The following is a 21,848-nucleotide window of genomic DNA, read 5'->3' on the forward strand; positions in this document are numbered from 1 at the left end:
GCGGACATGCGTTTGAACGAAGTGGTCTATACCGATGCAGAGCCGGTCGAGGGCTATGGCCCGGGCTTTTTTCGCATTGGTGGTACAAAGCATGCGGCGCCGTTGGTGACCGGATACAAGGGCAAGCAAAGCTGGGGCGGGTATGATGATATCGACAGTCTGCTGGCGCTCGAGTGCGAGGTGGATGTTTTATTCATCGGCACAGGCGATGACATCGCCCATATCCCGGGCGGTTTGCGTGACGCGCTTGAGGCGCGGGGTTTTGGCGTTGAAGTCATGAGCTCGCCTGCGGCGTGCCGGACGTATAACGTGCTTTTGTCCGAGGGGCGTCGTGTGGCCTTGGCGCTTTTGCCTGTCGGAGTTTGATCGTTTCGTGCGTGATAAGATGCGTTGACGCAGCGCTACACTCCGTTGATGGAAAGCTGCGGCCTCCAATCCGAAATCTGCAGAGCGACACTTTCGCGCTTTTGCCAACCGTCCCCTTGGTCTAAGCCAAACCTATGATTTTGACTGTACGCGATCTCGCTGTAACACGCGGTGGCCTTGCGATCCTCGAAGATGTGTCTTTCGACTTGGCAGAGGGCGAAGCGCTGGTATTGCGTGGCCCTAATGGTGTCGGGAAAACCACGCTCTTGCGCAGTGTTGCGGGATTGCAGCCGCCCGAGATTGGGAGCGTCACTGGCGCGGAAGACCAAATCGCCTATGCCGGCCATTCCGATGGCCTTAAGGCGATGCTGAGTGTGACAGAAAACCTGCGCTTTTGGGCGTCTGTTTTCGGTGTGACCGACATCGAACCTGCCATGATTGCGTTCGACCTTACCGAATTACGGGGCCGCATGGCGGGCACTTTATCTGCCGGGCAGAAACGGCGGCTTGGATTGGCGCGCCTGATGGTGACCGGACGTCCGATCTGGGTGCTGGATGAACCGACAGTCTCGCTCGATACCGCGTCTGTGGCGCTCTTTGCCGATGCCGTGCGCGGGCATTTACGCTCCGGGGGCAGCGCGCTGATGGCAACCCATATCGATCTTGGGCTGGAAGAGGCGCGCGTGCTCGATCTTACGCCATTCAAAGCCAAACCACGCACGCGTCAGATGGATGAGGCGTTCTTGTGAGGGCGCTTTTGCTGCGGGATCTGATGCTTGCCATCCGTGCGGGTGGTGGCTTTGGCCTAGGGCTCGCGTTCTTTCTGATCGTCACAGTGCTTGTGCCATTTGGCGTCGGGCCCGAGACAGCATTGTTGTCCCGCATCGCGCCGGGCATTTTGTGGATTGGCGCGCTATTGGCGTGTTTGTTGTCGTTAGACCGTATTCTTGCGTTGGATTGGGAGGACGGCTCGCTTGACCTTTTGGCGACTGCACCGCTGCCGATGGAGGGGATCGTCACGGTCAAAGCCTTTGCGCATTGGCTCACCACAGGATTGCCGTTGGTGCTGGCTGCGCCCGTGCTTGGCGTGCTGCTCAGCCTGCCGATCCCGGCCTATCAGTGGGTCGTGATCAGCCTTGCCGTTGGCACGCCTGCGCTTAGCGTGATCGGCACCTTTGGTGCAGCACTGACCGTGGGTCTGAAGCGTGGAGGATTGTTGATGTCGCTCCTGGTTTTACCGCTTTACGTACCGACACTGATTTTTGGCGCCGAGGTGGCGCGGCGTGGTGCGGAAGGGCTGACTGTGCAGGCTCCGCTGTTACTCTTAGCGGGAATCAGCTTTGGCGTTATCGCGCTTTTGCCCTTTGCCAGCGCCGCCGTGCTGCGGATCAATCTGCGGTAACGCGTCCCATGCGATTTTTTGAATTGAAGGCGGCTTAAAAACCGCCTACGTCAAAGCCATGTCATTGTGGGAATACGCAAATCCTGTGAAATTCATCCGCACCACCGATAAGGTGTTGCCGTGGATATGGGCGCTCGCCATCGGAGCGTTATGTGTCGGTCTGGTCTGGGGGTTTTTCTTTACCCCGAATGACTTCCGGCAGGGTTCAACCGTCAAGATCATCTACATCCATGTGCCTTCGGCACTGATGGCGATCAACGCGTGGCTGATGATGCTGGTGGCGTCCTTGATCTGGATCGTGCGGCGGCACCATGTTTCGGCACTGGCCGCGCGCGCCGCAGCGCCTGTAGGGGCCGTCATGACGTTGATTGCGTTGGCGACTGGCGCTTTCTGGGGGCAGCCGATGTGGGGCACATGGTGGGCGTGGGATCCACGCCTGACCTCGTTCCTGATCCTGTTCCTGTTCTATCTGGGTTATATGGCGTTGTGGGAAGCGATCGAGAATGACGACACGGCTGCAGACCTGACGTCAATTTTGTGTCTCGTAGGCTCTGTTTTTGCGATCCTCAGCCGGTATGCGGTCAATTTCTGGAATCAAGGTCTACATCAAGGGGCGACGCTAAGTCTCGATAAAGAAGAGAATATTTCGGATGTCTTCTGGTTTCCGCTTCTGGTCTGTATCGCTGGGTTCGTGCTGCTGTTCATCGCGCTGGTGTTTCTGCGCACCCAGACGGAAATCCGAGCACGTCGGACTCGGGCCCTGTTGGCGCGCGAAGGGCAAGCCTGATGCCTGATCTTGGGAAATATGCGTTTGAGGTGCTAAGCTCTTACGGTGTGACGATCGTGCTCTTGGTCGCCATTGTGGTGCTTAGCCTGCGTCGAGCCCGTAAGGTCAAATCGGTGTTGGACGACGTTGAAAATCGACGAGGCACCTGATGGCCAAAATCTCACCTTTGATGGTCTTGCCGCCGGTGATTTTCGGCGCATTTGCGGTGCTGGCTTATGTGGGTATGTTCCGAGAAGACCCGCAGGGTTTGCCCTCAACCCGCATCGGCCAACCCGCACCGCCAATCACCGAAACAGCGCTCCCCGGGTTTGCGCCGTTCACGCCTGACATGCTCGAGACAGGTGAGGTCACCTTGGTGAACTTTTGGGCCAGTTGGTGTCCGCCATGCCGGATAGAGCATCCCAAGCTGCTTGAGATGCAGGCCGAGGGGATGCAGATCGTTGGGGTAAACATCCGCGATCAAGAGGCAAATGCGAGTCAGTATCTTACTGAGGACGGAAATCCGTTTGCCGCTGTACCTTTCGATCCCGCAGGACGTACGTCGATTGACTGGGGTGTGACCGCACCGCCCGAGACGTTTATCATTGATGGGGACGGCACTGTGCTGTTTCGGTTTGCCGGCCCATTGGTTGGTTCGGACTATGAACAGCGCTTTGTTCCAGCGCTTGAGCAAGCGCTGGCTGACTGATCGTTTGTTACGGAATCAGCAACGGTCCAGCGTCTGGAACACCTGCAAAAACGCTTGCGCCTGCGATTAAAAGCAAAGCTGCAGTCTGAATAATCGTTAAGAGCTTCATGGTTCAACTCGCCGGTTTATGTATGCCTGTTCAACAGCTATGTGGGCTATTCGTTGGAATTTTGTAGAGGTAAAGCTGTCACATGCGACAACTTGAACCAAATTTTGAATATCTTTTTCATTTTTCTGCGAAAACTTGCTTAGCGTGCCCAGTTTTAGGGCATCTGGAAAAAACTGGACACGCTGATACGTCTAATAAACTATAGCTTGTGGATGTTTTCATCTCCGAGCGGGTGCAAACCAAAGCTCTTTTTTGCATTTTAAAGTTCATTTAGCGGAGAATTTATTATGTATCGTCTGCCTAGGCCCAATATGGCCGTGAACGATCCTCGCGTCAGTGATGGCACGCGCTCTCGCAGGTTCCAGATGTGGAACACATGGGATATCGCAACGACCGAGTCGCCGGAACATATCGTCGAGTGGATTGGAGAAGTCGCCCGCAGCGCACGTAGGGGGCGGCTTAAGAACCTTGTTCTGAGCTGTCACGGAACCGCTGGTCGATTGCAGCTCGGGCAAGGGTTCTCTGTTGAAAACGTGTATCTGTTCAATCAATTGGGTGGTCTGGTTCAAAAAATCTGGTTGCCGGATTGTTTGGTGGCCAAAGGGCACAAAGGCAATGTTTTTTGCGCCGCAATGGCGCTTGGGATCGGCGGGTACGTTGTGGCTCCAACGGAAAAACAATGCGATCGCGCCAGCGATGTACCCTATGACATGATGACCAGTTTTGAGGGGGAAATCCTGTGCTTCGGTCCTGATGGAGAGATCAGCTGGCGGGGCCAAAACCCATCCCTGCAGGTCGAAGGTGGTGCTTGCATCCCGGTTCCGGACTGACGTTCCGAAATGTAGCTTTTCCGCAAAAACGGCGCGCCAATGGCGCACCGATTTGGTTTTTATGTCGGCTGACCGAAGGGGCCAGGCCTTACTCGGCAGCGACCACGTCGCGACCGGCCAGATCGCGCAGAACGTAATGCAACACGCCACCGTTTTCGATGTATTCAATCTCGATCCCGGTATCGATCCGGCATTTGAGCGTGATCATCTTCTCGGATCCGTCTGCATAAGTAATGGTGCAAGGCACCTCGGCCAGCGGCGTGATTGTATCGAGGCCGTGGATCGCCACTGTTTCATCGCCTGCAAGGTTCAGGGATTTGCGGGTGTCACCGCCTGTGAATTCGAACGGGATCACACCCATGCCAACGAGGTTGGAACGGTGGATACGTTCAAAGCTTTCAGCGATCACGGCTTTCACACCCAAGAGCGCCGTGCCTTTGGCAGCCCAGTCACGGGATGAACCCGCGCCGTATTGTTCGCCACCGAAGACCACGAGCGGGACGCCCGCCTCTTGATAGGCCATAGCGGCGTCAAAGATCGACGTTTCACCGCCGTTCGGGCCTTTGGTGTAGCCACCCTCGACGCCATCGAGCATCTCGTTCTTGATGCGGATGTTGGCAAAGGTGCCGCGCATCATGATCTCGTGATTACCACGACGCGACCCATAAGAGTTGAACTCGCGGACAGGCACCTGACGTTCAATCAGATACTGACCTGCAGGTGTGGTGTCTTTGAACGATCCGGCCGGACTGATGTGGTCTGTGGTGATCATGTCGCCCAAGAGCGCCAGAACCTTGGCGCCTTCGATGTTCTCGATCTTTTTGGTGTCCATAGTGATGCCCTGGAAATAAGGCGGGTTCTGAACGTAGGTCGACGTCGGTGGCCAGTTGTAGGTCTTGGCGTCGGTGGTTTCCACACCTTGCCATTTCTCGTCGCCTTTGAAGACGTCGGCATATTTGGACTGGAACGCTTCGCGAGTGACGGTCTGTTCGACCAGTTCTGCCACTTCTTTCGAGGTCGGCCAGATGTCCTTGAGGTAGACGTCGTTGCCGTCCTGATCTTGACCAAGTGGTTCCTTCGCGATGTCCACGTTCATATCACCCACCAGCGCATAGGCCACCACGAGGGGAGGGGACGCAAGGTAGTTTGCGCGCACGTCCGGGGAAATCCGGCCTTCGAAGTTGCGGTTGCCCGACAGGACCGATGTTGCGATCAGATCATTGTCGTTGATGCACTTGCTGATCTCATCAGCCAGCGGGCCGGAGTTGCCGATACACGTGGTGCAGCCATAACCGACCAGGTTGAAGCCGATGGCGTCGAGGTCTTCCTGAAGGTTTGCCGCCTCCAGATAGGCCGAAACGACCTGCGATCCCGGGGCCAGTGATGTCTTGACCCAAGGCTTGCGCGTTAGACCTTTTTCCCGGGCTTTGCGGGCCACCAGACCAGCACCGATCATCACGTAGGGGTTCGATGTGTTGGTGCACGATGTGATCGACGCGATCACGACCGACCCGTCATGCAGCTGATAATGACCGTCCTCGGTGGCGACATAGCCCCGCTTGTGGTGGCCTTCGTCACCCGGAATGTCGGTCGGTTCGGGCGCACCGCCTTCGCCTTCCCATCGGATCTCTTCTTTTGGGCTGGCGTCGTTGCCGGAACGAATGCCTTTGACGTAGTCACCAAACGCGGTGCCTGCCGATGTGAGCGCAATATAATCCTGCGGACGCTTTGGCCCCGAGATCGCAGGCACGATGGTGCCCATATCCAGATGCAGCGTGTCGGTGTATACCGGTGCGTAATCCGCACCACGCCAGAAGCCATTTTCCTTGGCATAGGCTTCGACCAGTGCAATGCGATCCATGTCGCGGCCTGTGGTCTTGAGATAGCGCAGGGTTTCATCGTCGATCGGGAAGAAGCCACATGTCGCGCCGTATTCCGGCGCCATGTTGGCGATAGTCGCACGATCTGCCAGTGGCAGCGTGTCGAGGCCCTTGCCATAGAATTCGACAAATTTGCCGACCACACCGCGTTCTCGCAGCATTTCCACAACCTTAAGAACAAGGTCGGTGCCGGTGGTGCCTTCCATCATCTCGCCTGTCAGCTCGAACCCGACGACTTCGGGGATGAGCATTGAGATCGGCTGACCCAGCATCGCGGCCTCAGCCTCAATCCCGCCAACACCCCAACCCAGAACGGCAGCACCGTTGACCATGGTGGTGTGGCTGTCTGTGCCGACCAGCGTATCGGGGTAGGCGACCTGTTCGCCATTCTGGTCCGCATCGGTCCAAACGGTCTGCGCCAGGTATTCAAGGTTCACCTGGTGGCAGATGCCGGTGCCGGGGGGCACAACGCGGAAGTTGTTGAACGCGTTCTGGCCCCACTTAAGGAACGTGTACCGCTCCATGTTGCGTTCGTATTCGCGGTCAACGTTCATCTGGAACGCGCGCGGGTTGCCGAATTCGTCGATCATGACAGAGTGGTCGATGACCAGATCCACCGGATTCAGAGGGTTGATCTTTTCGGGATCACCGCCAAGCGCCACAATCCCGTCGCGCATTGCGGCCAGATCGACCACGGCTGGCACGCCAGTGAAGTCCTGCATCAGAACGCGCGCAGGGCGGTAGGCCAGTTCGACCTCACCTTTGCCGCCATTCTTGGCCCAGTCGGAGAATGCCTTGATGTCGTCGACGGTGACAGTCTTGCCATCCTCAAAACGCAGCATGTTTTCGAGCACTACCTTGAGACAGGCCGGAAGACTGGAGAAAGTACCCAATCCTGCCGCCTCGGCCGCAGGGATCGAATAATACGCGATGGACTGGCCGTTGACCGTAAGGGATTTACGGGTCTTGGCGGTGTCCTGACCAACTGTAATGGGCATGACAGGGCTCCTTGAAGCAATAAAGCGTGGAATTCTGTCTGCTCTTTGCCTGATGCTACGGAGTCGATCAAGGGGGGTGCGACGATTTTGGTATACTATTGTGCACAACTGGATCGCAGCCAGACCATCGCGCCGTCATCGCGCGCTATCGCAAAACCTTGATTGGTTATTTCAGTCCGGTGTAGCTAAGTGTTCCGATGACACTCAAGCATAGGACATCCTAGGAATGAACAGGCTTCTGGCTCTCGTGGCGGCACTTGTGATCAGTGTAAACGCAACAGCTTCACACGCCGATGACACACCGGTTGTGGTCGAACTGTTCACGTCGCAAGGCTGTTCATCTTGCCCACCTGCCGACGAAATGTTGGCCCGTCTGGGGGAACGCGACAACATCATCGCGCTGGCGCTGCATGTTGACTACTGGGATTACATTGGCTGGAAAGACAAGTTCGCGCATTCCGCATTTACCAAACGCCAAAAAGGCTACGCGCGGTCGTTCGGCAACCGGTCGATCTATACGCCGCAAATGGTGGTGAACGGCGCGGAAGATGTGGTTGGTAACCGTCCGATGGATGTAAGCGACATGGTGCAGGCCCATGCCAAAAAGGGGCTGCCGGTCGCGTTGGATCTGCACCGCAATGGCAGTACTTTGCTGATTTCTGCCCCCGCAGTGAACGGCATGTCCGCTGCGGATGTGTTTGTGATCCGCTATAGCCCGTCGGAATCAGTCAGCATTCCGCGCGGTGAAAATGCCGGTAAAAAGCTGAACTACACCCATATCGTGACAGAATGGTCAGATGTCGGGGATTGGAATGGCCGCAGCCCGCTGAAAGCATCAGTACCGATCTCAGGCTCTGCTCCGATTGTCGTGCTGGTTCAGCAAAAGGGTCACGGCCCGATTTTCGCAGCCGCCCGTTTGCGCTGACGTCTCGGTTTCCAGCGGCGGTGTATCCAAAACCACTGGTCTGGATGTTCCCGAATCCGCGCCTCGAGCCTTGAGGTTGCATCGCGCATCATCTCGACAGGATCGCCATGCGGCACGGGGTCTTCGAAGACCACGTCAAAACTTATCCCATCTGCTTTGCGGACGCCAAAGAACGGCACCATCACTGCGCCTGTTTTCAGCGCGATATCTGCCGCTGACGTCAAGGTTGGGGCAGGTTGCCCCATAAAGTCGATAGGTGTGCCGGCGCTGTCATAGACATCAAACAACAGCACGCCCATGCCGCCTTCGCGGATATGCTTGATCAACCCCATCGTGCCGCGACGCCCTTGTTCGAACACCGGATCCGACAGGGCGTGCATGTTGGCGGCGTAATGTGCGTTAAAGAACGGGTTGGACATGGGGCGGTAGAGCCCGCCGATCCGGTAGCCTCTGGCCACAAGCGCGGCCCGGGGCGCCTCGAAATTTCCGAAATGACCGGTAACGAACAGAACCGGACGCCCCTCGGCCTGTGCCTGTTCTACGGCTGCCAAACCGTCGCCCGAAATTTCGGCCTTGGCCATACGGCGCATCAGGCCTTTCACGTCGTAATTGTCGATCATCGTACGCCCGGCGTTGTCGGCCACCAGATCCGCAAGGCGGCGGCGGTCGAGCACACCCATGTCAGGCCAGACATGCGCCAGATTGTTCATCGCTCGTTCACGGTAGCCTGCCAACGGGGCCACAACGTGGCGGACCAGACGCCCCATCAACCACAGACGCGCCCGGATCGGCAGGCGCAACGCACACCAGATCGCGCCGCGCAACACGCGGTCGGTCGCCCAGTCCTGCCAGCCACCGGGGGTGTGTTTGCGCGTCTTCGACTTGGCCAAAGGAAACCTGTTTGTGGGGATGGCGATCAACCGCCTTCGAAGGCGCTTGATACGCGATTTCGAAATCGCGTGTCAAAGCCCGTTGCAACGGGCTTGGAAACCACCCTAGAAACGGCGCAACATTCAAGGGAGCGGGACATGAATATCACCGACAAAACCGTGGCCGTGGTAAGCGGCGGCGCGTCCGGGTTGGGGGCTGCAGCAGCGACTGCGTTGGCCGGGGCAGGAGCACAGTTGGTGATCTTGGACATGAACGCTGACGCTGGCACCGCACTGGCCAATGACCTAGGGGGCCTTTTTGTCAAAGCCGATGTGAGTGACCCGACAAGCGTCGCTGCGGCCTTGGGTGACGTGAAAAAGCGCCATCCAGCTATACACATAGCCATTAATTGCGCCGGGATCGCGCCCGCTGCAAAAACCGTGTCCAAAGGCGCGCCGCATGATCCTCTGACCTTTGTGAACACGATCAACGTCAACCTGATCGGGACATTCAATGTGGCGTCGCAAGCGGCGGCGATGATGGCTGGGAATGACCCTCTCGATGACGACGGATCGCGCGGCGTGATCATCAACACGGCCTCTGTGGCGGCGTTTGAAGGGCAGGTGGGGCAGGTTGCCTATGCCGCGTCAAAAGGCGGTGTGGTCGGAATGACCCTGCCCATGGCCCGCGATCTGGCGCAGCTGGGTATCCGTGTTTGTGCCATTGCACCGGGGCTGTTTAAGACACCGATGCTGGAAGGTCTGCCGCAAGAGGTGCAGGATAGCCTTGGCGCACAGGTGCCGTTTCCGTCGCGTTTGGGGGGACCATCTGAATATGCGCGGCTTGTGCGCCATATTGTCGAGAATCAGATGCTCAATGGCGAAGTGATCCGATTGGATGGAGCCATCCGCATGGCGCCGCGCTAAGGGCAGGGCATGCAGTTCGACGCTCTCATCGTCAGTCACGGCCAACCCTCTGATCCCGACGTGGGTGAAGCAGAGATCGCAGCCCTTGCCGCTGCCGTTACAGCACATCTGCCCGAGGCACGGGTCGAAGGCGTGACGCTGGCCGCAGAGGGGCGGATCGAAGCGCTGTCTGCCGACCGTCCCGGCGCGCTGATCTATCCGATGTTCATGGCAGATGGCTGGTTCACGCAGGTGCAACTGCCCAAACGGTTGGCCGACGGCGTGGGGCCACAACTGGTGAGCTTCGGTTTGGATTGCACCTTGCCAATGCTCGCCGCCAACTGGCTGCGGCAGGTCTGTACGGATCAAGGGTTCGAACCGTACGCTACGGATCTGATCATAGCTGGACATGGCTCCGGAAAATCCCGCCGCGTGTCCGAGGCCACCCGCGCCTTTGCCGAAAAGGTGGCCGAGGATTTCGGTCCCCGGTCGGTTCGCTGTGGCTTTGTCGAGGAAGAGCCGTCACTGACCGACGTGCTTTCCGGTCTTGGGACAAATGCCATCTGCTTACCGTTTTTTGCAGCCAAGCGGGGCCATGTGCTGGACGATCTGCCCGCGGCGGTCGCGGCGTCTGGATTCCAAGGCATCGTTTTGGATCCAATCGGTCTGCATCCTGACGTGCCGAAGATGATTGCAGACGCCCTGCGCTGGCGGGCGACGACGCCGGATGTGTCCAAATGCGTTTTCTGAGGATGGCGTTTTTTACCAAACGGTAAAATATGGTAGGCCCGGCAGGACTTGAACCCGCAACCAAAGCGTTATGAGCGCTCTGCTCTAACCAATTGAGCTACAGGCCCGCCATGTGTGTTTCAGTACCAGACAACCGGGGCGCGTCAAGAGGTGCAGCACACGGATGATGGACTCGTGTTCGTCGCTGCGCTAAGGCACGCGCGACCTTCGGAGGGTGCGGAATGACAGACGGCAAGAACGGCATCACCTACGCTGATGCGGGTGTGGATATCGACGCAGGGAATGCTCTGGTGGAGCGTATCAAACCTGCGGCCAAGCGCACGGCGCGACCCGGTGTCATGTCGGGGCTGGGTGGTTTTGGCGCTTTGTTCGATCTGAAAAGCGCAGGCTTCACCGATCCGGTGCTCGTGGCGGCGACCGATGGTGTTGGCACCAAGCTGCGGATCGCGATTGATACGGGCCATGTGGATGGCGTGGGTATCGACCTTGTGGCGATGTGCGTGAACGATCTGGTCTGTCAGGGTGCAGAGCCTTTGTTTTTCCTCGATTACTTCGCGACAGGCAAGCTTGATACCGATACAGCGGCGCGGGTGATCGAAGGCATCGCCGAAGGCTGCGCACGGTCGGGCTGCGCGCTGATCGGTGGCGAAACGGCCGAGATGCCGGGCATGTACCCGGCGGGTGATTTTGACCTTGCAGGCTTTGCCGTGGGCGCGATGGAGCGGGGCACGGACTTGCCGTCGGGCGTGGCCGAAGGCGACGTGCTGCTGGGGCTGGCCTCGGACGGTGTGCATTCCAACGGCTATAGTCTTGTCCGCAAACTGGTTGAGGTGTCCGGCCTCGGCTGGGACGCCGACTGCCCGTGGGATGAAGGGTCTCTTGGGGCCGCTCTGCTGGCGCCGACGCGGCTTTATGTGAAACAGGCGCTTGCGGCAGTGCAAGCGGGTGGCGTGCATGCCTTGGCCCATATCACCGGGGGTGGTCTGACCGAAAACCTGCCGCGGGTTTTGCCCGATGGGTTGGGCGCGCAGATCGACCTGTCGGCATGGGATTTGCCGCCAGTGTTCCAATGGCTGGCGCAAACCGGCGGCATGGCCGAGGCAGAACTGCTCAAGACGTTTAATTGTGGGATCGGAATGATCCTTGTCGTCGCACCAGATCAGGCCGCAGCCGTGACTGGTATTTTAGAAGAGGCAGGTGAGTCGGTGTCCAAGATCGGCAATGTGACCGGTACGGCAGGCGTGGCCTACACGGGCGCGCTGCTTTGACCAAACGGGTTGCGATCCTGATCTCGGGTGGCGGCTCTAACATGGTGTCGCTGGTCGAAGACATGACTGGCGATCACCCGGCGCGGCCGGTTCTGGTTATGTCCAATCGCGCTGATGCGGGCGGATTGGAAAAGGCCAAAGCGCGCGGCATTGCGACTGCTGTGGTGGATCACCGGCCCTTTGGATCGGACCGTCCGGCGTTCGAGGATGCGTTAAACAGGGTGTTGGATCAGGCGCATCCCGATATCATCTGTCTTGCGGGGTTCATGCGGGTGTTGACCGAAGGGTTCGTGATGCGCTGGCAGGGCAAGATGTTGAACATTCATCCCTCCTTGCTGCCAAAATATAAAGGCCTGCACACACATCAACGCGCGATTGACGCGGGCGATGCTGAAGCGGGATGTTCGGTGCACGAAGTGACGGCCGAGCTGGACGGTGGTCAGGTGCTGGGACAAGCGCAGGTCCCGATTTTGCGGGGCGATACGTCCGATGATCTGGCTGCGCGTGTGCTGGTCAAGGAACACAAACTCTACCCGCTCGTGCTGCGCCGTTTTGCGGCTGGCATCCGCGAACGGATCGACCTGCCCTGATGGCAGAGGCCCTGACGCTAGGCAAAGCTTGGCTTTTGGTCTATACCCGTGCTGGGGTGCAGCACTCAAAAAAATAACGAACGACCCGAATTATGCACATCATCACGACCACGACCGACTTGGCTGCTTTCTGCGAACGCGCTGCAAAGACGCCTTATGTCACCGTCGATACGGAATTCCTTCGAGAACGCACCTATTATTCGAAACTGTGTCTGATCCAACTGGCGTTTCGCGGCGACGGTGAAACTGATGCAGCGCTGGTCGATCCGTTGGTCGAGGGGCTGTCGCTAGAGCCACTGCTGGACCTGTTTCGCAATCCCGACGTGGTCAAAGTGTTCCACGCAGCGCGTCAGGATCTTGAGATTTTCTATATCGATCATGGAGTTATACCGCATCCTTTGTTCGACAGCCAAGTGGCCGCGATGGTTGCTGGGTTTGGCGAACAGGTCGGCTACGAGACTCTTGTGCGTAAGATTGCCAAGCAATCTCTGGATAAATCCTCGCGGTTTACAGACTGGTCGCGGCGCCCCCTGTCAGACAGTCAGAAAGCCTATGCCTTGGCGGATGTGACCCATTTACGGGTGATTTACGAATTCTTGCGCCAGAAGCTGGCGGAAACGGGTCGTGACCGCTGGGTCGAGGAAGAGATCGCGACGTTGCTGGCGCCGGAAACCTATGTGACGCGTCCAGAAGATGCATGGATGCGGGTCAAAACGCGGTCAAACGCGCCGCGCTTTTTGGCGCTGGTCAAGGAACTGGCCCGTTTCCGCGAGAGCTATGCGCAAGAGCGCAACGTGCCGCGCAGCCGGGTGTACAAAGATGATGCGCTTGTCGAATTGGCATCGACCAAACCCGGTGACATGGCCGATTTGGGCCGATCACGGCTGCTCTTGCGGGAGGCGCGCAAGGGCGAAATTGCGAACGGCATTCTGGCGGCGGTGCATCGCGCCCAAAGCATGCCCAAGGACCAACTGCCGTCACAAGACATGGCACGGCAGTCACCACAGGTGAATCCCGCGCTGGCGGACCTGTTGCGTGTTTTGCTCAAGGCCAAGACGGAAAGCTCGGGTGTGGCTTCAAAGCTGATCGCGACATCAGCCGAACTGGATGCTTTGGCATCGGGGGAGCGTAATGTGCCCGCATTGCAGGGGTGGCGACGTGAAGTGTTCGGCGATGATGCGCTACGTTTGTGCGACGGGCGCGTGGGGCTTGCCGCGAAGGGCAAGCAAGTTCAGATCATCGAACTATAGGCGTTCAGCGTCTCACGCTGCGTGCGTTGTTGGCACCTCGCACGGTAATCGTGCGTACGCCGCGCAAGTCTTGATCTGTGATCCAGAGGCCCACAGTGACCTGACGTGCACGTGGATTGGTGCTGCGCGGGCCGGGCTGCTGCAGGGCCTTTAGGTCGAATACCAGAACACCATCGGCGCTTGCGGCCTCGTCGCCCATAAGGCGCACATCAAATGGACCAATACGGCTGGCCTGACCTGTAGCGCGGATGATCGCGCCACCGGGGCGGCGTTCAACCAGAAGCTCTGTGATTTCAGCAATGGGTTGACCGGCAAATGCTTCGGGCTGGTTGTTGCGAAAGAACGAGATTCGACGGCGCGGGATCAGCGGGTTCACTTCGGCATTGGCAACATCAAGGGCTGCCGGGTCAGGTTGGCTGGACCCGAACCAGTTCAGCGGATTGAACCGCGACTCGTTAATCGTGGCGCAGCCTGTCAGCGCGACGGTTGCAAGGATCAAAAGCGTCACGGGTTTGCGCATGGTCGGTCCCTTTGCCTGTAGCCCTTTCGACGTAACCGATTGCGCAGCCGTTGAAAAGCGTCAAGCCCGGGCTGGACGTTTGGTGTATGTCTGCCTAGGTGTTCGCAGAGCACAGTCACAGACCGGGAGACCTCCATGGCGAGCGCCGCTTTTGAAGAAATTGTCGAGGATTTTGAGTTTCTGGACGATTGGGAAGACCGCTACCGCATGGTGATTGAACTGGGTAAGGCGATGGAGCCGTTGCCCGATGCGTTGAAAGTGCCGGCAACCAAGGTTGATGGCTGCGCAAGCCAGGTCTGGCTACATCCGCAAATCGACGGCGACGTAGTACACTTTGAAGGCGAGTCGGATGCAATGATCGTCAACGGGCTTATTGCGGTACTTCGCAAGCTGTATAACGGATTGCCGCCCTCTGAAGTTGTGGCGATCGACGCACGGGCCGAATTGGGCCGGCTGGGATTGAATGATCATTTGTCGGCGCAAAGATCGAATGGGCTTCGCGCAATGATCGAGCGTTTGCAAGGGTTTGCAGGCGCGTCTTGAAGTCAGGATGAACGCCTGCGGCGTGTAGGTTTGAGCGTGACATCCCTGCGGTCTGTCACGCGATTTGGGGGCGCTGCCCCAGTCCGCCCTTGGCGGCCTCCCCCGAGGTATTTTGGACCCAGAGAAGCCGGACTTAGTCGTTCCCGTTGCCGGTAAACCTTGCGGCGTCGGCTGCGGCGCGGCGGATGGCATTCGATTTGTGAACGGTTTCTTGGTATTCGGCTTCGGGATCGCTGTCATAGACCACACCGCCGCCAGCCTGAATGTAGAGCTTTTTGTCCTTCACCAGCGCGGTGCGCAGAGCGATACACATGTCCATGTCGCCCCCGGCGCTAAAATAGCCGACACCGCCGCCATATATGCCGCGCTTTTCCGGTTCCAATTCGTCAATGATTTCCATCGCGCGCACTTTGGGTGCACCGGAAACGGTGCCTGCGGGCAAACCAGCCAGTAGCGCGGACAGCGCGTCATGTTCCGGGCTTAAGTCCCCGATCACGTTGGAGACGATGTGCATGACGTGGCTGTAGCGTTCGATGATGAATTTCTCGGTCGGGCGCACGGTGCCGATTTTGGCGACACGGCCGACGTCGTTGCGGCCCAGATCGAGCAACATGAGGTGTTCGGCGCATTCCTTTGGATCATTCAGCAGATCGGCCTCGAACGCGTCATCTTCAGCGGGGGTTGCGCCCCTTGGGCGGGTGCCTGCAATGGGCCGGATAGTCACTTCGTCGCCAAAGACGCGGACGAGGATTTCGGGGCTGGCCCCGATGACCTGAAAACCGCCGAAGTTGAAATAGAACATGAAGGGCGACGGGTTCGTGCGGCGCAGCGAACGGTAAAGCGCAAAAGGCGGAAGAGGGAAATCCTGTGTCCAGCGCTGTGCCGGGACGACCTGAAAGATGTCACCTGCGCGGATGTAGTCCTTGGCCTTTTCGACCGCCTGTTTGTAACCGTCATGAGTGAAGTTTGACACAGGGGGAGCGATGTCTGCGGCATCACCCATTTCGCGGGCCTGTTGCGGCAGGGCGCGTTCAAGGTCGCGCACCGCGTCCATCACGCGTTCGGCGGCCTGAGCGTAGGCTGCACGTGCAGTGAGGCCGTCATTGACCCATGCGGGCGACACCACGGTCACTTCGCCTTTGACCCCGTCCAGAACGGCAACCACCGAGGGGCGCATCATCACCGCATCGGGCAGGCCCAAAGGATCGGGGTTTATATCGGGCAGATGCTCCACCAAACGGATCATGTCGTAGCCGAGATAGCCGAATAGTCCCGCCGCGGATTGGGGCAGGTCGGCAGGCAGGTCGATCTTTGATTCGGCAATCAATGCGCGGAGTGTGGTAAGCGGATCATCTGACTGGGTCTCGAACGCCTCGGGATCATAGCGGGCGGCGCGGTTGATGCGGCTCTGCTGTCCGTGACATTGCCAGATTACATCCGGCTTCATGCCAATGATCGAATAGCGCCCGCGTACTTCGCCGCCGGTGACACTTTCGAGCACGAATGCGTCTTTGGCTGCACCGGTAAGTTTCAGCATCAGCGACACTGGCGTGTCGAGGTCGGCGGCGAGGCGGGCATATACAACCTGGTTTTGGCCGGCCTGGTAAGCACGGGCAAAGCTGTCGAAATCTGGGGTCAGGGTGGCCATGTGATTTACTGGATGAATGCGTGAACGGCGTTGATGGCCGGTTGATTGATCTCGACCCCGGCGCGCAGCTGCACATCGGTGGCAAAGGCACGGAAGAGGTCTTCTGCGATACTGTTGGAGGCCTGATTGCGCAGCGCGGCCGCCAGCATTTCGACATCGCCATCACTGCGATCTACCGGGTTGATGCCGTCAAGACGCAGCAGGATCACGTCGCCCACACCGGCCACGGCCCGTGTGTCGTCGATGCCCATCTCAAATACGGCGGTCAGAAGATTCGGACTCAGGTCGGCGATTTGCGCGTTGCGGCCCAGCTCGGTTTCCGTTTGCGGTGCAAGCCCCAGTTCTTCGAAGGTTGCGCCGTTTGCCAGCGATGCAGCGATGTCTTCGGCTTGAACCATCAACTGGGCAGTTTGTTCGCGGGTGTCCCAGCCCTGACGGACGCGGTCGATTACATCTTCAATTGGTTGCGGAGCAGGGGGCTGGATACGGTTGAGACGCATGGCGAACACACCGCCATCGCCAAGCTGCATGACTTCGGGAAAGTCGCCTTCACCGAGGTCACCGGCAGCCTGACGGAAAGCGTCATAAGCAGCAATGTCGCCATCGGATCCGGGGAACCAGTCGATCTGGCCAAGCTGGGCTTCGGTGGTATCGGCAATTTCTTCGAGCGTCGCACCTGCTGCGAGTTCGTCGTCAATCGATTGGGCCAGCGTTTCGATCACGCGGCGGGCGCGATCGAGCGCCAGTTCGCCGCGCAGGTCGGGACGGGCGTCCTCGAACGACGTGGTTTGTTCATCAAGCACGGCATTGATGCGATATAGCGCCGGGCCGAGGTTCGAGGGAAGTGGTCCAACCACGTCGCCCGTTTCAGCTGCAAACACACCGTCGGCAGCCTCTTCTAGCGTGTCACGGGTCACGTCACCCATATCAACATCGGTCATCGCCAAGCCACGTTCAGCCACGAGGTCTTCGAAAGAAAACTCATCACCCAGCCGGTTCAGTGCCTCGGTCGCGGCGTTCTCAGTGCTGAACACAAGGCGTTCGACAAGGCGGCGTTCGGGCAGGTTGAATTCGTCAAATCGTTCGTCATAAGACGCGCGCAGGGCATCTTCATCAACCTCGACCGTGTCGACGATCATGGCGGGGGTGATCCAAGCATACGTGATGTCGCGTAGTTCGGGCAGGGTATAGTTGTCGATGTTATCGTCATAATAGGCCTGCAGATCTGCATCGGACGGTTCCGGCAGGCCGGTTTGCAGGTTCGATCCGGTCAGGCGGGCCCATGTGAAATCGCGGCTTTCGCCGGTATATGACAAGAGCGTGTCGATATAGGTGTCCGGCAGGGTGTTGCCCGCGATCAGTGCGCTTTGCAGAACGGTGCGCGCGGTGTCGTCGCGCAGCTGTTCCTCGAATTCGGATTCGGACAGGCCCTGATTGCGCAGTGCAAAGCTGTAGGCTTCGCGATTGAATCCGCCATCGGCGCTTTGGAACGAGGGCACCTGAAGTAGTTGTTCGGCGACAACCTCGTCGCCGACGGACAGGCCGATACGGGCCGCTTCGTTGTCCAATCCACGCGCCGTGATCAGCTTTGCCAAGACCTGACGATCAAGGCCCATCATCTGTGCCTCGGACATGGGGATCGCGCGGCCCGCTTGAGCGGCAAAGGCGTTGATCTCGGTCCGGAGGTTTCGCAGATACGCGTCGGTTGAGACCTCTTTGTCGCCAACCGTGGCAACGCTGCGCGCGGTGCCTGAAAGACTGGTCGCGCCGAAGCCTGCGAGGCCTATGATGAGAAGCCCCATCAGGATCCAGATGAAGGTCTTCGACAGCTTGCCTTTGCCCATGGCCATGCGGGTGTGCCCCTTGCTTGGTTGCGATTTCGTGCGATGTGTCTACGCGGCGGGGGCAGGGGTCGCAAGGGGCCAGTCTAGGCTTGCGAGACGTGTAAAGAGCGCCTCGATACCGGCACGGTCGACATTGGCGAAAGCGACACGGAATTGGCGCTGCCCGCTGGTGTCATTGGTGGGGGTGAACATGGTGCCGGGCAGGGCAAGCACTCCGATTTCTTGCACCAGTTTTGGGGCCAGGGTGGCGCTGCTTTCGGCAAACGGGTGTTCAAGATAGGCAAAATATGCGCCACAGCCCATGAGCCGCCACCCCTTGGTTTCGATCAGCGGCATGTGGTCATGGATGGCCGCGCGCCGATCTAGGATTTCATTGCGTTCGCCTGCGAGCCAATCGCCAAGGTTCTGTAACCCCCAAAGGGCTGCGCGCTGACCAAGTTGTGATGGGCAGATGGCGACAGTATCGAGAAACTTTTCGATCTCCGCCAGAAGTGTGGGCGCAGCGATGATCGCGCCGACGCGATGACCTGTGAGGCGGTAGGCCTTGGAAAAGGAGTAGAGCTGGATCAGCGTGTCGTCCCAGTTGGGATCGGCCAGCAGGCTGTGCGGCGGATTGGGGCGGCTGTCGAAATCGCGATAGGTCTCATCAACGATCAGCTTGATGCCTGTTTCGCGGGCAAGATCGCGAAAGGCGGTCAGGGTTTCAGCCGGGTATTCGACACCGCCGGGATTGTTTGGTGTGACCAGCGCGATGGCGCGGGTCTTGGGTGAGATCACGGCCCAGGCGGCTGTAACATCCGGTATCAGGTCAGCGCCTGTGGGCAGCGCAACGGCTGTCACGCCCGACATGTCGAGCCACATTTTGTGGTTGAAATACCACGGGGTCGGCAGGATGACCTCATCCCCTTCATTGCACAGGGCGGCGATGGTGGCTGCAAAAGCCTGATTGCAGCCTGAGGTAATGGCGACCTGATCGGGGCGCGCCATGCCGTGGTAATGCTTTGACCATTGTGCGGCCAGTTCCTCACGCAGAGCTGGCAGGCCCAGAACTGGCCCGTAGAGATGTGTCTCGGGCAGCTCCAACGCCTCGGCCATCGCCGCGCGCAAGGGCGCGGGCGGCGGTTCGACCGGGGCAGCCTGACTCACGTTGATCAGGGGCTGGTTGTCCGGGAATGTCACACCTTGGAGCCAACGACGGGCCTCCATCACTGGAGGCGCATATGTGGTTTGAGTGCGAGAGGTCATACCGGTTGATCCCGTTGAGCGCCTGCGGCGCGCTGTATTATTGGATTTCTGGGGCGCTGCCCTTCAGCTTGTGGCCTCATCCCGAGGGTTTCGGAGTCTAAAGCAGCGTGGTTAGTCTTTGCCGCGGTAAGGTTCGACATATTGCAGAGCCATGTCCCATGGAAAGAAGATCCATGTGTCTTGGCTGACTTCTGTGATGAAGGTGTTCACTTGCGGACGGCCCATTGGTTTGGCGTAAACTGTGGCGATGTGCGCTTTGGGCATGTGTTTGCGGACCACTTCAAGCGTTTTGCCGGTGTCAACCAGATCATCCACCACCAACACGCCGGTGCCATCACCTACCACGTCCATATCGGGGGATTTAATCACCTTGGGTTCGGCTTGGGTTTGGTGGTTGTAGCTTTTGACGCTGATTGTATCGACCATGCGGATGTCGAGCTCGCGGGCCACGATCATCGCGGGGGCCATGCCGCCACGGGTAATGGCGACCACGGCGCGCCAGCCACCTTCGTCTGGGCCTTCACCTTGGAGCCGCCATGCAAGCGCACGGGCGTCACGGTGCAGTTGGTCCCAGCTGACATGGAAGCCTTTTTCGTGGGGCAAGCGGTCGGTCATTGTAGGCTCCTTTTTTGGATCAGCGGCCGAACAGCAGGCGCAGGCCAAGCGCACCAAGGATCAGTGCAGCGGCGCGGTCGATGATGGGTTTCAGCCGCAGATATCCGGCGCGGGCAGGGCCGCTGGACAGGCAGGCAGCGAAGAGTGTGTAGACGATGAGTTCGACGGCAAAGTGATTGGCGACGATCAGCGCTTTGGCGGCGAGGCTCAAGTCAGGCGGAAAGATCACCACGAGGACTGCGCTAGCAAAGAACACCGATTTCGGATTGGCGAGGTTGACCAGCAGCCCGCCAAAGAACGCTTTCGCGCCAGGATGCGCGCTGTCCGAAACGGGGCTATGGGCGCTGCGCCAAAGTTGGGCGGCGACCCACAACAGATACAAGGCACCTGCGGTTTTCAACGCGATATACGCCCAAGGCACCAGCGCAAAGACAGCGTTAAGACCAAGGAGGGCTGCACCCGTCCAGAGGGCGGCCATCAGGCCAAGGCCCGCACCTGTGGCGACACCGGCCCAGAACCCGCCCGCAACCGACTGGCGCAGCGCATAGAGCAGTGCCGGGCCAGGCGCCGCCATGGCGGCCAGCAGCGTGAGGTTGAACGCGAGGGCCTGCGCCGTGGTCATGTGTTACTCTTTGCTCATGTCCGGTGCGTCCACCGCTTTCATGCCGACAACGTGATAGCCCGCATCGACGTGATGTGTTTCGCCAGTCACGCCCGAGCCGAGGTCGGACAGCAGGTAAAGCGCGGACTTGCCCACATCGTCGATGGTCACATTGCGGCGGAGAGGTGAGTTATATTCGTTCCACTTCATAATGTAGCGGAAATCGCCAATGCCGGAGGCGGCCAACGTTTTGATCGGCCCCGCCGAGATCGCGTTCACCCGGATACCATCTTTGCCAAGGTCTTCGGCCAGATAGCGCACAGAGGATTCAAGCGCCGCCTTGGCTACACCCATGACATTGTAGTGCGGCATGATCCGTTCGGCGCCGTAATACGTCATGGTCAGAGCAGAACCACCATTGGTCATTATCTTTTCGGCGCGCTGCATCACAGAGGTGAAAGAATAAACCGAGATGTCCATCGTCATCATGAAATTGTCGCGGCTGGTGTCGACATAACGCCCGCGTAGTTCTGACTTGTCGGAAAACCCGATGGCATGCACGACAAAGTCGAGGTTGTCCCAGTGCGTCTTCAGGCCATCAAAAAGCGAATCAATCGACGCCTCGTCGCTGACGTCACAGGGCAAAACGATGTTCGAGCCAAGCTGTGCGGCGAGCGGGTCAACACGTTTTTTTAGCGCATCCCCCTGATACGAGAAGGCCAGCTGTGCGCCCGCGTCGCCGAGTGCCCGGGCGATGCCCCAAGCGATGGATTTGTCATTGGCGAGACCCATGATAAGCCCGCGCTTTCCCGCCATAATTTCGCTTTTCATGGTCCCAAGCCTTCTTTTGTTCGGTTTGCACATCGTTTAGGGGATGCATGCGTGCCCGGCAAGGCTGTGATTGGCGCTCTTCCGCTGATTGTAAAAAGTGACACGACGTAGTTGTGGACATTGGCGCCGGTTCTCTTATAGGGCGCTGTTTCACGTAGGAGGGTACGATGAGTGATCGCACTGGGATCTTTGCGGGCGACGACCCGTTCGTCATAGCCCGCGCTTGGCTTTCCGAAGCCGAAGGCGCGGAGATCAATGACCCGAACGCCATCGCGTTATCGACGGTGGATGCTAATGGCATGCCCAATGTTCGTATGGTCCTGCTGAAAGAAATCGAAGACGACGCGTTCGTCTTTTACACGAATTACGACAGTCGAAAGGGT

24 protein-coding genes and 1 tRNA gene are annotated in these 21,848 nt (G+C 58.7%); 15 read left to right on the plus strand and 10 right to left on the minus strand.

Annotated elements, in window-relative coordinates; genetic code table 11:
• Window positions 1-6 precede the first annotated feature (6 nt).
• The 7 genes from ACTG4M_RS09730 (at window position 7) to ACTG4M_RS09760 (ending at window position 4,182) form a co-directional block, all read left to right on the plus strand.
• Window positions 7-366 carry an Mth938-like domain-containing protein gene (locus tag ACTG4M_RS09730; protein ID WP_439123454.1) on the plus strand — a complete coding sequence of 120 codons (360 nt, stop codon included), beginning with the start codon at window positions 7-9 and terminating at the stop codon, window positions 364-366.
• A gap of 134 nt (window positions 367-500) precedes the next feature.
• Window positions 501-1,115, plus strand: a complete 615-nt coding sequence (ccmA, locus tag ACTG4M_RS09735) for a heme ABC exporter ATP-binding protein CcmA (protein ID WP_439123455.1) — start codon at window positions 501-503, stop codon at window positions 1,113-1,115.
• The gene (ccmB, locus tag ACTG4M_RS09740; RefSeq protein ID WP_439123456.1) at window positions 1,112-1,768 is read left to right on the plus strand and encodes a heme exporter protein CcmB; all 657 of its coding nucleotides are present in this window, start codon (window positions 1,112-1,114) and stop codon (window positions 1,766-1,768) included. Before ccmA ends, ccmB begins: the two co-directional genes overlap by 4 nt.
• A 58-nt stretch (window positions 1,769-1,826) precedes the next feature.
• Window positions 1,827-2,555, plus strand: a complete 729-nt coding sequence (locus ACTG4M_RS09745; protein ID WP_439123457.1) for a heme ABC transporter permease — start codon at window positions 1,827-1,829, stop codon at window positions 2,553-2,555.
• A complete protein-coding gene (gene ccmD, locus ACTG4M_RS09750; protein WP_439123458.1) occupies window positions 2,555-2,704 on the plus strand; it encodes a heme exporter protein CcmD in 150 nt (49 codons plus the stop codon). Before ACTG4M_RS09745 ends, ccmD begins: the two co-directional genes overlap by 1 nt.
• Window positions 2,704-3,243 (plus strand): DsbE family thiol:disulfide interchange protein, encoded by a 540-nt coding sequence (locus ACTG4M_RS09755; RefSeq protein ID WP_439123459.1) that lies wholly within the window; start codon window positions 2,704-2,706, stop codon window positions 3,241-3,243. The genes ccmD and ACTG4M_RS09755 overlap by 1 nt, the downstream gene beginning before the upstream one ends.
• Window positions 3,244-3,639: 396 nt before the next feature.
• On the plus strand, window positions 3,640-4,182 hold the full coding sequence (locus ACTG4M_RS09760) for a hypothetical protein (RefSeq protein WP_439123460.1): 543 nt from the start codon (window positions 3,640-3,642) through the stop codon (window positions 4,180-4,182).
• Between the two features lie 88 nt (window positions 4,183-4,270).
• Here ACTG4M_RS09760 and acnA read toward each other — a convergent pair whose 3' ends face one another.
• On the minus strand, window positions 4,271-7,060 hold the full coding sequence (acnA, locus tag ACTG4M_RS09765) for an aconitate hydratase AcnA (protein WP_439123461.1): 2,790 nt from the start codon (window positions 7,058-7,060) through the stop codon (window positions 4,271-4,273).
• Window positions 7,061-7,286: 226 nt separating this feature from the next.
• On the opposite strand from acnA, the gene ACTG4M_RS09770 reads away from it, so the two are divergent.
• Window positions 7,287-7,985, plus strand: a complete 699-nt coding sequence (locus ACTG4M_RS09770; protein ID WP_439123462.1) for a DUF1223 domain-containing protein — start codon at window positions 7,287-7,289, stop codon at window positions 7,983-7,985.
• Here the strand turns inward: ACTG4M_RS09770 and ACTG4M_RS09775 are convergent.
• Window positions 7,949-8,875 (minus strand): lysophospholipid acyltransferase family protein, encoded by a 927-nt coding sequence (locus tag ACTG4M_RS09775; protein WP_439123463.1) that lies wholly within the window; start codon window positions 8,873-8,875, stop codon window positions 7,949-7,951. The two genes, ACTG4M_RS09770 and ACTG4M_RS09775, sit on opposite strands and share 37 nt — an antisense overlap.
• 138 nt (window positions 8,876-9,013) lie before the next feature.
• Here ACTG4M_RS09775 and ACTG4M_RS09780 point away from each other — a divergent pair, with 138 nt between their 5' ends.
• Both ACTG4M_RS09780 and ACTG4M_RS09785 read left to right on the plus strand, forming a co-directional pair.
• Entirely contained in the window at window positions 9,014-9,781 is a 768-nt protein-coding gene (locus ACTG4M_RS09780; RefSeq protein ID WP_439123464.1) for an SDR family NAD(P)-dependent oxidoreductase, read from the plus strand.
• Window positions 9,782-9,790: 9 nt separating this feature from the next.
• Window positions 9,791-10,510, plus strand: coding sequence for a sirohydrochlorin chelatase (locus ACTG4M_RS09785; RefSeq protein WP_439123465.1), 720 nt, complete (start codon window positions 9,791-9,793; stop codon window positions 10,508-10,510).
• Between the two features lie 30 nt (window positions 10,511-10,540).
• Here the strand turns inward: ACTG4M_RS09785 and ACTG4M_RS09790 are convergent.
• A tRNA-Ile gene (locus ACTG4M_RS09790) sits at window positions 10,541-10,617 on the minus strand.
• Window positions 10,618-10,731: 114 nt separating this feature from the next.
• Between ACTG4M_RS09790 and purM the strand changes: the two genes are divergently transcribed.
• From purM to rnd, 3 genes are all read left to right on the plus strand, one after another.
• Complete coding sequence (gene purM, locus ACTG4M_RS09795; protein WP_439123466.1) at window positions 10,732-11,778, plus strand: phosphoribosylformylglycinamidine cyclo-ligase; 1,047 nt, start codon at window positions 10,732-10,734, stop codon at window positions 11,776-11,778.
• Window positions 11,775-12,368, plus strand: a complete 594-nt coding sequence (gene purN / locus ACTG4M_RS09800) for a phosphoribosylglycinamide formyltransferase (protein WP_439123467.1) — start codon at window positions 11,775-11,777, stop codon at window positions 12,366-12,368. Before purM ends, purN begins: the two co-directional genes overlap by 4 nt.
• A 92-nt stretch (window positions 12,369-12,460) precedes the next feature.
• Window positions 12,461-13,618, plus strand: a complete 1,158-nt coding sequence (gene rnd / locus ACTG4M_RS09805) for a ribonuclease D (protein WP_439123468.1) — start codon at window positions 12,461-12,463, stop codon at window positions 13,616-13,618.
• 4 nt (window positions 13,619-13,622) lie between these two features.
• Here rnd and ACTG4M_RS09810 read toward each other — a convergent pair whose 3' ends face one another.
• Window positions 13,623-14,138 carry a hypothetical protein gene (locus ACTG4M_RS09810; protein ID WP_439123469.1) on the minus strand — a complete coding sequence of 172 codons (516 nt, stop codon included), beginning with the start codon at window positions 14,136-14,138 and terminating at the stop codon, window positions 13,623-13,625.
• A 135-nt stretch (window positions 14,139-14,273) separates the two neighbouring features.
• Here ACTG4M_RS09810 and ACTG4M_RS09815 point away from each other — a divergent pair, with 135 nt between their 5' ends.
• Window positions 14,274-14,681, plus strand: coding sequence for a SufE family protein (locus ACTG4M_RS09815; protein WP_439123470.1), 408 nt, complete (start codon window positions 14,274-14,276; stop codon window positions 14,679-14,681).
• A gap of 133 nt (window positions 14,682-14,814) precedes the next feature.
• Here the strand turns inward: ACTG4M_RS09815 and trpE are convergent, their stop codons facing one another.
• The 6 genes from trpE to fabI form a co-directional block, all read right to left on the minus strand.
• Window positions 14,815-16,329: an anthranilate synthase component I gene (gene trpE / locus ACTG4M_RS09820; RefSeq protein ID WP_439123471.1), complete on the minus strand. Its 1,515-nt coding sequence runs from the start codon at window positions 16,327-16,329 to the stop codon at window positions 14,815-14,817.
• Between the two features lie 5 nt (window positions 16,330-16,334).
• Entirely contained in the window at window positions 16,335-18,179 is a 1,845-nt protein-coding gene (locus ACTG4M_RS09825; RefSeq protein ID WP_439123472.1) for a SurA N-terminal domain-containing protein, read from the minus strand.
• Between the two features lie 42 nt (window positions 18,180-18,221).
• A complete protein-coding gene (locus ACTG4M_RS09830; RefSeq protein WP_439123473.1) occupies window positions 18,222-19,418 on the minus strand; it encodes an aminotransferase in 1,197 nt (398 codons plus the stop codon).
• A gap of 111 nt (window positions 19,419-19,529) precedes the next feature.
• On the minus strand, window positions 19,530-20,033 hold the full coding sequence (gpt, locus tag ACTG4M_RS09835) for a xanthine phosphoribosyltransferase (protein ID WP_439123474.1): 504 nt from the start codon (window positions 20,031-20,033) through the stop codon (window positions 19,530-19,532).
• Between the two features lie 19 nt (window positions 20,034-20,052).
• Entirely contained in the window at window positions 20,053-20,655 is a 603-nt protein-coding gene (locus ACTG4M_RS09840; RefSeq protein WP_439123475.1) for a LysE family translocator, read from the minus strand.
• Between the two features lie 3 nt (window positions 20,656-20,658).
• Window positions 20,659-21,465: an enoyl-ACP reductase FabI gene (gene fabI / locus ACTG4M_RS09845; protein WP_439123476.1), complete on the minus strand. Its 807-nt coding sequence runs from the start codon at window positions 21,463-21,465 to the stop codon at window positions 20,659-20,661.
• A gap of 167 nt (window positions 21,466-21,632) precedes the next feature.
• Between fabI and ACTG4M_RS09850 the strand changes: the two genes are divergently transcribed.
• On the plus strand, window positions 21,633-21,848 hold a 216-nt coding region (locus ACTG4M_RS09850), incomplete at its 3' end, for a pyridoxamine 5'-phosphate oxidase family protein (RefSeq protein WP_439123477.1).

This window comes from Marivita sp. (assembly GCF_965656765.1).
Classification (GTDB): Bacteria; Pseudomonadota; Alphaproteobacteria; order Rhodobacterales; family Rhodobacteraceae; genus Marivita.